10 protein-coding genes are annotated in these 10,018 nt (G+C 73.4%); 8 read left to right on the forward strand and 2 right to left on the reverse strand.

All coding sequences use genetic code 11. The features are described from left to right. Nucleotides 1-195 precede the first annotated feature (195 nt). The 6 genes from VIB11_RS12090 to VIB11_RS12115 are packed head-to-tail and all read left to right on the forward strand — an operon-like array spanning nucleotide 196 to nucleotide 4,217. Nucleotides 196-822, forward strand: coding sequence for a DsbA family protein (locus VIB11_RS12090; RefSeq protein ID WP_332031478.1), 627 nt, complete (start codon nucleotides 196-198; stop codon nucleotides 820-822). A 17-nt stretch (nucleotides 823-839) separates the two neighbouring features. After that, nucleotides 840-1,901 carry an App1 family protein gene (locus VIB11_RS12095; RefSeq protein WP_332031479.1) on the forward strand — a complete coding sequence of 354 codons (1,062 nt, stop codon included), beginning with the start codon at nucleotides 840-842 and terminating at the stop codon, nucleotides 1,899-1,901. Between the two features lie 17 nt (nucleotides 1,902-1,918). Next, nucleotides 1,919-2,779 carry an Fpg/Nei family DNA glycosylase gene (locus tag VIB11_RS12100; protein WP_332031480.1) on the forward strand — a complete coding sequence of 287 codons (861 nt, stop codon included), beginning with the start codon at nucleotides 1,919-1,921 and terminating at the stop codon, nucleotides 2,777-2,779. Further along, the gene (locus tag VIB11_RS12105) at nucleotides 2,776-3,324 is read left to right on the forward strand and encodes a DUF2199 domain-containing protein (protein ID WP_332031481.1); all 549 of its coding nucleotides are present in this window, start codon (nucleotides 2,776-2,778) and stop codon (nucleotides 3,322-3,324) included. Before VIB11_RS12100 ends, VIB11_RS12105 begins: the two co-directional genes overlap by 4 nt. Before the next feature lie 51 nt (nucleotides 3,325-3,375). After that, a complete protein-coding gene (locus VIB11_RS12110; protein ID WP_332031482.1) occupies nucleotides 3,376-3,705 on the forward strand; it encodes a rhodanese-like domain-containing protein in 330 nt (109 codons plus the stop codon). Nucleotides 3,706-3,713: 8 nt separating this feature from the next. Further along, entirely contained in the window at nucleotides 3,714-4,217 is a 504-nt protein-coding gene (locus VIB11_RS12115; protein ID WP_332031483.1) for a hypothetical protein, read from the forward strand. Nucleotides 4,218-4,299: 82 nt separating this feature from the next. Here VIB11_RS12115 and VIB11_RS12120 read toward each other — a convergent pair whose 3' ends face one another. Then, the gene (locus VIB11_RS12120; RefSeq protein ID WP_332031484.1) at nucleotides 4,300-5,526 is read right to left on the reverse strand and encodes a tetratricopeptide repeat protein; all 1,227 of its coding nucleotides are present in this window, start codon (nucleotides 5,524-5,526) and stop codon (nucleotides 4,300-4,302) included. A gap of 112 nt (nucleotides 5,527-5,638) precedes the next feature. Here VIB11_RS12120 and VIB11_RS12125 point away from each other — a divergent pair, with 112 nt between their 5' ends. Beyond that, the gene (locus tag VIB11_RS12125; protein ID WP_332031485.1) at nucleotides 5,639-6,979 is read left to right on the forward strand and encodes an ATP-binding protein; all 1,341 of its coding nucleotides are present in this window, start codon (nucleotides 5,639-5,641) and stop codon (nucleotides 6,977-6,979) included. Nucleotides 6,980-7,064: 85 nt separating this feature from the next. Further along, nucleotides 7,065-8,279 (forward strand): ATP-binding protein, encoded by a 1,215-nt coding sequence (locus tag VIB11_RS12130; RefSeq protein ID WP_332031486.1) that lies wholly within the window; start codon nucleotides 7,065-7,067, stop codon nucleotides 8,277-8,279. 141 nt (nucleotides 8,280-8,420) lie between these two features. Here VIB11_RS12130 and VIB11_RS12135 read toward each other — a convergent pair whose 3' ends face one another. Then, on the reverse strand, nucleotides 8,421-9,851 hold the full coding sequence (locus VIB11_RS12135; RefSeq protein WP_332031487.1) for an HNH endonuclease signature motif containing protein: 1,431 nt from the start codon (nucleotides 9,849-9,851) through the stop codon (nucleotides 8,421-8,423). Nucleotides 9,852-10,018: the final 167 nt, after the last annotated feature.

The following is a 10,018-nucleotide window of genomic DNA, read 5'->3' on the forward strand; positions in this document are numbered from 1 at the left end:
TGCCCGACCTGCCGCGAGCAGCGGCCCCTCGGCGAGCCGGACCGGCTGCGCTGCTGGTGCTCGCACGAGACCGTTCGCCCCACACGGGCCCGCCACGCGCCGGGCCACCCGCCGCAGGCCGCCCCCCGGCGCGGACCGCGGCCGCCCGGGATGCGCCACCGGCGCTCGGTCCTGCCGGGGCCCGACCACGAGCCCGTGCCGGACCCGGCCCCACGTCCCCTGCTCGTCTACCTCTTCGACCCCTACTGTCCGTGGTCCTACGGCTACCTGCCCGCCCTGTCCGGGCTGCTCGACCAGGTGGGCTCGGAGGCCGACCTCGAGGTCGTCAACATCGGCCTGTACGACCACACCCTGATCGGCTCCTCCGCGCCACCGCTGCTCGCCGTGCAGCGCAGCACGGGGGTGGGGTTCGGCCCCGCCTACCGCCGGGCGCTCGCCTCGGGAGAGATGGAGCTGGCCTCCCGGGACGCGGCCGCGGCGGTCATCGCCCTCGTCGCCGCCGACCCGGGCCGGGTCACGCAGACCCTCTGGGCCGTCCAGCGTGCCCACTTCTGGTGGGGGCTGAGCTTCTCGCAGCCCGGGACGGCTGCCCGGGTCGCGGGGCGGCTCGGCCTCGACGCGGACGCCGTGGAGCTGTTCGCGAGGTCGGAGCGCGCCGGCGCCCTCGCGGACGACGACTTCACGCTCGCCCGCGACCTCGGCGCACGCCGCGGCCCGACGCTGCTGGTCAGCCATGGCGACCAGCTCTGCGAGTTCGAGGGGCCCGGCTCGAGCGGGGAGAACCTGCTGGAGCAGTTCCGGAGCGTGCTCGCCAGACCGTAGGCCGTAGGGTTCTCGCCATGGCGCGACCGCACGCTGCATCGATCGTCGAGGACGCCTGGCACCGCCGGGTCAACGCCGTCCTGCGCGGCCGGGGCTGGCGGACCCGCGTGGTCAGCCACACCGGCTACGGCTCCGACACCTTCGTGCGCGTGCTGGGCCGGGTGCTGCTGACCCGGCGTCCGGAGAGCCACCCCGGCGCCGATGCCGAGGCGCCGGTGAGCGAGCTGCGCGCGGCGGAGGACGAGCAGCGCGGGTGGCGCGCCTTCATCACGGCGCCGGCCATGAACGTGCCCCTCAAGATCACGGTGGGCGACCGCACCGTCCTGACCCGCAGCGACCGCAGCGGCTACATCGACGTCACCGTCAAGGACCACGGCCTCGGGCCCGGCTGGCACGAGGCGGTGATCAACGCTGACGGCGCGCAGGAGGTCGGCGCGGCGGTCCGCGTGATCGGTCCGGACGAGACGTTCGGGATCATCAGCGACATCGACGACACCGTCATCAGCACGTCGCTGCCCCGACCGCTCATCGCGGCCTGGAACACCTTCGTCCGCACCGAGAGCGCCCGGCACGTCGTGCCCGGGATGGCGACGATGTACCGCACCCTGCTCGCGGAGCACCCGGACGCCCCGATCGTCTATGTCTCGACCGGGGCGTGGAACACGGCTCCGCACCTCGGGCGGTTCCTGAAGAGGCACGGCTACCCGCTCGGCCCGCTCCTGCTGACCGACTGGGGCCCCACCAACACGGGCTGGTTCCGCTCGGGGCAGGAGCACAAGCGCGCCTGCCTGCACCGCCTGGCCAACGAGTTCCCGAACATCCGGTGGGTGCTCGTCGGTGACGACGGCCAGCACGACCCCAAGATCTACGGCGACTTCGCCGAGGACCGCCCGGACCGCGTCGAGGCCATCGCCATCCGCGAGCTGAGCCCGGCCGAGCAGGTCCTGAGCCACGGCATACCCGTCTCCAACGAGGAGTTCGCCCCGCCGCGGCACCGGCACCACAAGGACGTGCCGGTGTGCCGCGCTGCCGACGGGTACGGCCTGCTGCGGCTGGTGCGGGTGGCCTTGTCGCGCTGAGTGGGCAGAATGAGGCCATGCCGGAGCTCCCCGAGGTGCAGGCCCTCGTCGACTTCCTCGCCGACCGCACGGCCGGCCTCGCCGTGACCGGCGTCGAGCTCGGCTCGATCTCGGTCCTCAAGACCTTCAACCCGCCACCCCAGGCGCTGGTCGGGCTGCCGGTGGACGGTGTCGCGCGCCATGGGAAGTTCATCGACCTCGACTGCGACGGAACGCACCTGGTCTTCCACCTCGCGCGGGCGGGCTGGCTGCGCTGGAGCGACGCGGTCTCGACCGCCACGCTCCGGCCGGGGAAGTCGCCGATCGCGGTGCGGGTGCGCTTCTCCGACGGCTCCGGCTTCGACCTGACCGAGGCGGGGACGAAGAAGAGGCTCGCCGCCTACATCGTGAACGACCCGGCGGAGGTGCCGGGCATCGCGTCGCTGGGACCCGACCCGCTGTCGCCGGCCTTCACGCACGAGGTCTTCGCCGGGCTGCTGCACGACCGGCGCGCCCAGGTGAAGGGCCTGCTGCGCGACCAGTCGGTCATCGCCGGCGTCGGCAACGCCTACTCCGACGAGGTGCTGCACGTCGCGAAGATGTCGCCGTTCGCGATGGCGTCGAGCCTCGACGCCGCCGCCGTCGACCGCCTGTATGCCGCGCTGCGGGAGACGCTGTCGGCCGCGGTCGTCGCCGCCTCGGGGAAACCGGCGGCCGAGCTCAAGGATGCCAAGCGGGCCGGGATGCGCGTGCACGGGCGCACCGGTGAGACCTGCCCGGAGTGCGGAGACGTGGTGCGGGAGGTGTCGTTCGCGGACTCCTCGCTGCAGTACTGCGCGACCTGCCAGACCGGGGGCAAGCCGCTGGCCGACCGGAGGATGTCTAGGCTGCTGAAGTGACCTCAACCGAAGACACCAGCTGGACCTGCAGCACCTGCGGAGACGAGCACCGAGGCCTCGCAACGGTCTTCGGCTCGGACGCGCCATGGAACTGGCACGTCGCCGGAGCTGCCCAGCGCGACGCCGGCGAGCTGACCTCCGACGTGTGCTTCCTCCCGGACCCCGACCCCGAGGTGGGCACCCACTTCTTCCTCCGCGGCCACGTCGAGCTGCCGCTGAGGGAGCCGGTCGCGGGCGCCGAGACGTTCGTGTGGTCCGTGTGGGTCTCGCTGAGCGGTGAGAGCCTCAAGCTGGTCTTCGACCACTGGGACGACCCCGACCGAGCCGCGAAGCTGCCGCCGATGTTCGGCTACCTCTGCAGCGACCTGCCTTACGAGCCGGCGACGCTGGGCCTGCGCACCCAGGTGCACACCCGTGACCCCGGGATGGTGCCGCTCGTCGAGCTCGAGCCCAGCAGCCACCCGCTCGCCCAGGAGCAGAGCGCGGGCATCACGGCCCACCGCGTGGCCGAGTTCAACGCCGCCGTCCTGGGCGAGCTGCACTGAGCCCAGCCCTGACTCGGCGGTCGCCCGGCGCGCCATGTCAGGATGGCCGCCATGAGCCAGATCCCCCAGGTGCAGAACGCCGACATCGCCGACCACGCCGTGATCCTCGACGTGCGCGAGCAGGACGAGTGGGACGCCGGACACGCGCCGGGTGCCGTGCACATCCCGCTCGGCGAGCTGCCGTCCCGGCTGCACGAGCTCCCCGACACCGACGCAGGGACCCTGGCCGTGACGTGCCGCGGCGGCGGGCGGTCCTCGCGTGCGGTGGCCTGGCTGAGCCAGCAGGGTTTCGACGTGGCCAACCTCGACGGTGGCATGAAGGCCTGGGAGGCCTCGGGCAAGTCCCTCGTGGCCGACGGACCCAGCCCGCGGATCGTCTGAGTCCGGCGATGGGCTGGTTCCGACGCAAGGGTGCGGCTGAGGAGCCCGGCGGCGACGACCGGTCGGCCGAGGGGCAGGCGACCATGGACCCGGTCGCCGACGTGCCCGAGCGCGCCCTGGTGGACCCCGTCGGAGCCGACGACCGCCACCGCATCGAGGTGGCGCTCGCGGAGCTGGAGGCGGCCGGAGTCGACGTCGACGACCTCGCGTCCCTGGGCGCAGGGCTCGACTCAGCGCTCACCGACTGGGAGGCGCAGCCCGAGCCGCGGGAGGGGCACGAGACGGTCATCGCCCGCTTCGCCCTCGGGATCGGGGAGCACCTGCACCGTCACACCGACCTGAGGTGGGGCATGGTGACCGACGCGTTCGGCACCGACCTCGGCGTCGCCGGCACCGGCCGCGGCGACTTCATCGTCATTCCCGGCAACCTGGTCGCCGTGCGGTGGCTGCGGCGCGAGCAGGGCTGGGTGCCGGGCGTGGTGGGCCATCTCGTGCGCCTGCGCTCCCGTTAGCCCCTCGCCACCTGGCTCCTCGCGCTGGCGCCCGGTGGGTCGGTCGCCCCGCCGGCCGGTCGGCTCGGGAGGGCCTCTCGCCTCAGGCGAACGAGGTGAACCACAACATCGCGATGCCGGCGACCAGCACCACCGTGAGGAGGGCCCCTGCCGTCCCGGTCAGCGCTAGAGAGAGCACAGCGGCCAGCGCCACCAGGCCACCGACGAGGTGGAGCACCACCGCGAGCCTGCGCAGCCTCGGCCGGATGGTGTGGGCCTGACCCGCCGACATCGCCCAGAGGCCGAGGGCGGCGCCGAGCAGCACTGGCTCGCCGCGGCCCGACACCAGACCCGTGACGGCACAGCCCGCCGCCGTCGCGAGGTACGCGAGGAATCCATACGTCGCCAGCGTCGCGTCCCGGGGCAGCAGCCGCCGGGCGAACCTGCTGCACAGCAGCACGGTGTTCATGAGCGGCTCCAGTGCCCACATCACGAGCACGGCCCCAACGACCAGCACGAGCAGGACGCGGGCCCAGAGGTGGTCGTCGAAGGGCCGCAGCGCCCGGTTCAGGACGAACGGCGCGAGGATGAAGGCGTACCGGGCCGCACCGGGGAGGCTCGACTGCCAGTCGCCCACCCGGTAGAGGAGGGCGTAAAGCGGGTTGCGTGCCTTCATGGCCATCGCGAGGTCGTGACGGTAGTTCGGGTCGGTGGGGTCCAGCCGCAGCGCCTGGCGGGAGGCCTCGAGCGCCACCTTGCTGCCACCGCCGCGCAAGGCAAGGAGGCCGCGGAGGCGGTGCGCCTCGGCGTGGTCGGGGTCGAGGGCCAAGGCGTCGGCGACCGCCGCTGCCGCCTCGGGGTTGCGGCGCAGGTCGTAGAGCACCGCGGCGTGGTGGGCCACCACGTCGGGGTCCTCCGGGTCCAGGCCCCGCGCGTGCTCGACGCTCGTGAGCGCGGCCTCGGTGAAGCCCTGGCGTGCCAGGATGGCGCCCTTCAGGCTGTGGAGAGCCGCCGCCTCAGGTGCGACCTGCAGGGCCCCATCGACCACGTGCCGTGCCCGGTCGTTGTCGCCCTCCGCCGCGTGGGCGCAGGCCAACAGGTACATCGCACCGACGTGCTGGGGATCCGAGGCGAGGGCGCGCCGGGACGACTCGATCGCCTCGTCGCACCGCTCCTGGGCGAGCAGGGCCCGACCCATCAGGTGGTGCAGCTCGGCATCGTCCGGCCGCGCCGACAGCGCCTGACGGATGAGGCGTTCCGCCTCCGCCGGACGTCCGAGGTCGAGCAGTGCGCGCCCGCGGTGCTGCGCCGTCTCCGTGACGTCGGTCATCGTGATCCCCTCTGTCGGCGTCGGGATCGGCGCCGGATCGCGTCGCACGGTACTGCAGCGGGGGAGTCCAAAGCGCCGCATTCGCGCACTTCGCTCGGGTACCGTGCCGCGCGTGGCCCTGGACCCCGTCATCGCAGCCCTGCAGTCGGCGCTGGCGGCTGCGCCCGACAACCACGCCGTTCGGGCTCATCTGGCCCAGCTGCTGCTCGACGACGGACGCGCTGCGGAGGCGATGACCGAGGCATCGGCCGTCCTCGCTGCGGAGCCGGACCACGTCGGTGCCCTACGCACGGCCGCCGAGGCAGCCTCGGCGAGCGGCGAGGAGGCCCGGGCGACGGCATACCGGCGGTTGGCGGACGCCCTCGACCCCAGCGGTACCGATGTCGGTGGTGCCCACCCGGGGCCACGCGCGGCGACAGAGTCCGTCCCGTCCCGACCCGGCCCGCCCGAGCCGGCCCGGCCCGAGCCGGCCCGGCCCGAGCCGGGCGGAGACGGATTCGCCCTGGCCATGCCGGACACGGCGGACGAGCTGCTCGACGAGTGGTCCGGTACGGACGCCCTGAGCGAGCCCGAGGTCGGCACTCTGGGCCCCGCCGGCGTCACGCTCGCCGACGTCGGCGGCCTCGGCGAGGTCAAGAAGAGGCTCGAGCTCTCGTTCCTCACGCCGATGCGCAACCCCGCGCTCCGGGCGCAGTTCGGCAAGTCGCTGCGCGGCGGACTCATGCTGTGGGGCCCACCCGGATGCGGCAAGACGTTCATCGCGCGAGCCCTCGCGGGCGAGCTCGGCGCGACGTTCTACGAGGTCGGGCTCTCCGACGTGCTCGACATGTACATCGGGAGCAGCGAGCGCAACCTGCGCAGCATCTTCGACGCGGCCCGCCGCAACCGCCCGTGCCTGCTCTTCTTCGACGAGATCGACGCGCTCGGCCAGAAGCGCTCGCAGCTGCGACACTCCGGGGCCATGCGCGGCGTGGTCAACCAGATGCTCTCCGAGCTCGACGGGGCCACCACCGACAACGAGGGCCTGTTCGTCCTCGCTGCGAGCAACCACCCGTGGGACGTCGACTCGGCCTTGCTGCGACCCGGGCGGTTCGACCGCAGCGTGCTGGTCCTGCCGCCCGACCTCCCCGCGAGGGAGGCGATCCTCCGTTTCCACTTGCGCGGCCGTCCGACCGGACAGCTCGACCTCGGCAAGCTCGCCAAGGCCACCGAGGGCTTCTCGGGCGCGGACCTCGCGCTGGTGTGCGAGCAGGCCACCGAGGCGGCGATGGAGGAGTCCATGGGTTGCGGCGAGGTGCGCCCCATCACCCATCGCCAGCTGGTCGACGCGGTGTCCTCGGTGCGACCCAGCATCGGGGAGTGGGTGGAGACCGCACGCAACTACGCGTTGTACGGCAACGACAGCGGGGCCTACGACGAGCTCGCCTCCTGGCTCAAACGCCGTCGCCGCTGAGGGGCGCGGTGTCGCCGGGGGCGACACGATCGTGTCGTATCGCGAAATCTCAGGGATCCGCTAGAGAGGCCCATAGCCTGCGATCGTGGACCCGATTCGCAACCCCTACGCCCCCGGCGCCGGTCAGCGCCCGCCCGAGCTCGCCGGCCGTGACGAGCAGCTGCGTGCCTTCGACGTCGTCCTGGAGCGGATCTCGCGCGGGCGTCCCGAGCGCTCCGTCGTCCTGACCGGGCTGCGCGGAGTGGGCAAGACGGTGCTGCTCAACGCGCTCCGCTCGTCGGCCGTCCGCGCGCACTGGGGCACGGGCAAACTCGAGGCCCGGCCCGACCAGCGGCTGCGTCGGCCCCTCTCGGCTGCCCTCCACGTCGCGGTGCGCGAGCTGGGCCACCCTCAGGGTGACGACGTCGACCACGTCCTCGGCGTCATCAAGGCGTTCGCGCAGCGCGACGCCGCCCCGACCGCGAAGCTGCGCGAGAGATGGAACCCCGGCATCGACGCCCCCGCGGTGGCGGGGCGGGCTGACTCGGGCGACATCGAGATCGACCTCGTCGAGCTGCTGACCGACGTGGGCGGGCTCGCTGCGGACGTCGGCAAGGGCGTCGCGATCTTCATCGACGAGATGCAGGACCTCGGGCCGGAGGACGTCTCGGCCATCTGCGCGGCGTGCCACGAGATCAGCCAGTCGGGGCTGCCCGTCATCGTGGTCGGCGCCGGCCTACCGCACCTGCCCGCCGTGCTGTCGGCCAGCAAGTCCTACAGCGAGCGCCTGTTCAAGTACCAGCGCATCGACCGGCTCGACCGTGCAGCCGCGGACCGCGCCCTCAGCGCGCCCGCGCAGGAGGAGGACGCCGAGTTCACGCCGGAGGCGCTCGAGGCCCTGTATGCCGCGACCGCCGGTTACCCGTTCTTCGTCCAGGCCTACGGCAAGGTCGCCTGGGACGTGGCGCCCCAGAGCCCGATCACCGCCGACGACGTCAGGGTCGCCGCGCCGGAGGCCGAGGCCGAGCTCGCCGTCGGGTTCTTCGGCTCCCGCTACGAGCGGGCCACGCCGGCGGAGCGGGAGTACCTGCGGGCCATGGCCGACGCGGCGCAGCAGATCGTGGAGGAGGCCCCCGAGGAGCTCGACGACACCGAGTCGGTGCCGACCTCGTCGGTGGCGGCGGTGCTCGACCGCAAGCCGCAGTCGCTCTCGCCCGCCCGGGACGCGCTGCTCAAGAAGGGGCTCATCTACTCCGGCGAGCGGGGACGGATCGCCTTCACGGTCCCCCACTTCGGCCGGTACCTGCGCGCCAACGCCTGACGGCGGTCGTGCTCGGCTGCGGAGCGAGCCCGTGCGTGACCCTCCGCTCCGGGCAGCAAGGCACAGTGATGTCCGGTCGGCGTCCCGACGGTGCGGGAGGTGCGGGCGGCGATGGACCCCGTCCGACCGTTCGGGCGGCGGTCAGGAGGCGAGGTCGCGGACGCCGAGGTGGTCCACCGGCCAGGTGGTGAACTCGTCGCCGACGGGGGTGGTCCAGGTGACCGCCCCGTCCGGTGTCATCCGCACCGCCCAGCGCTCCTGCTGCTTGAGGCGGTGGTGGTGCCGGCACAGGCACATCAGGTTCTCGACCTCGGTCGGCCCGCGCGGGTGGGCGACGACGTGGTCGACGTCGCAGCGCCGGGCCGGGACGGTGCACCCGAAGAACCGGCACGTGCCGTCCCGGGCCTTCACCAGCCGCTCCAGCCAGGCCGGCGGCCGGTACGCCTCGCAGGTCTCAGAGGCCAGGGTGCCCGAGCGCCAGTCGCACAGCGCGAGCACCGCCCTGGTGCCGAACGCGGCGACGATGCCGCGCACCACTCGCCCGGGCACCTCCCCGACACCGGGCACCTCGACCACCGGCAGCACATCGCCGGTCAGCAGTTCACCGGTCACGGCGCAGACCACGTCCGGCGGGCCGACCCCGTCCGGCACGACCGCGACCCCCGACTCCGTGGCCGGCGACCTCGGGAGGCTCGGACTCGAGACGCCCGGGTCGGGCAACGGCAGGCCGAGCGGGCTCAACCCTTCCAGCGCGGGCGGGACACCGCCGGGCGCGACGGCCGGGAGGGCGAAGGTCACCGTGGTGGTCACGGTGGCGCTGCCGAGCACCAGGTCGGCCATCGCGTCCGCCCTGGCCTGGTCCAGGGTCCGGGCGTCGCCGTCGGCGTGGTACCGGCGGGCCAGCTCGTCGACCGCCGCCCAACAGGCCGCCGAGGTCTCGTTCGGCAGCACCGCCAACCACTCACTGACCCCCGGCTCTCCCGGCCGCTTCCACAGCCCGCGCTCGGTCCGGTTCGCCTCCACCTTGGCCCGCAGCGCCTCGGGGTCCAGCCGGGCCAGCGCCCGCCGCACGGCCGCCCGAAGCTGGGCGGCGGTCTGGGTCGGCGCCTGGGGGAGCACCACGTCCTGCACCGCCGCCGCAACGTCCGGGCCGGCATCGGCCAGTTCTGTCACCAGCACTGACGCCCGGTAGTCGTCGAGGTCACCGGCGGCCATCACCGCCAGCGTCGGCGCGAACCGGGACGCCAGCCGCGCCGACAGGTGCACCTTGCGATCCGCCCCCGCCGGTGAGAGCCCCAGCCGCGGGCCGACCACCCCGGACGCGAACGCGCTGACGTGCCCCAGCCCGCGGTCCTGCTGCCCCAGGGTGCCGTCCTCGAACCGGACGTCCTCCCGGGCGGCGTACTGCGCCACGCGCTGCGCCTGCACCGCCTGCGCCATGTTCGCCGCCCGCTGCGCCGCCTCCACCCGCTCGGCCAGCTCCGCATCCGACAACCCGGCCGCGCCGCGGGCGCGGGAGTCCGCGAACTCCTCCGCCAGCAACCGTTGCGCCTCCGCCAACCGATCGAACATGTGTTCGAGTCTCGTCGAACACGCCGACAGCGTTCCGCGATCATCCACAGGCAGATCCACGGAAATGGGCGAAGATGACGGCCTCGGCACGCATCCCGACACGGTGCCTCGGGCGTCAGCGAGCAATCGGCAGGGCAATCTTGGCGTGGTGCTAGACACCCCTAGCG

Origin of the sequence: Pedococcus sp., from assembly GCF_036554925.1 — a bacterium.
Classification (GTDB): domain Bacteria; phylum Actinomycetota; class Actinomycetes; order Actinomycetales; family Dermatophilaceae; genus Pedococcus_A.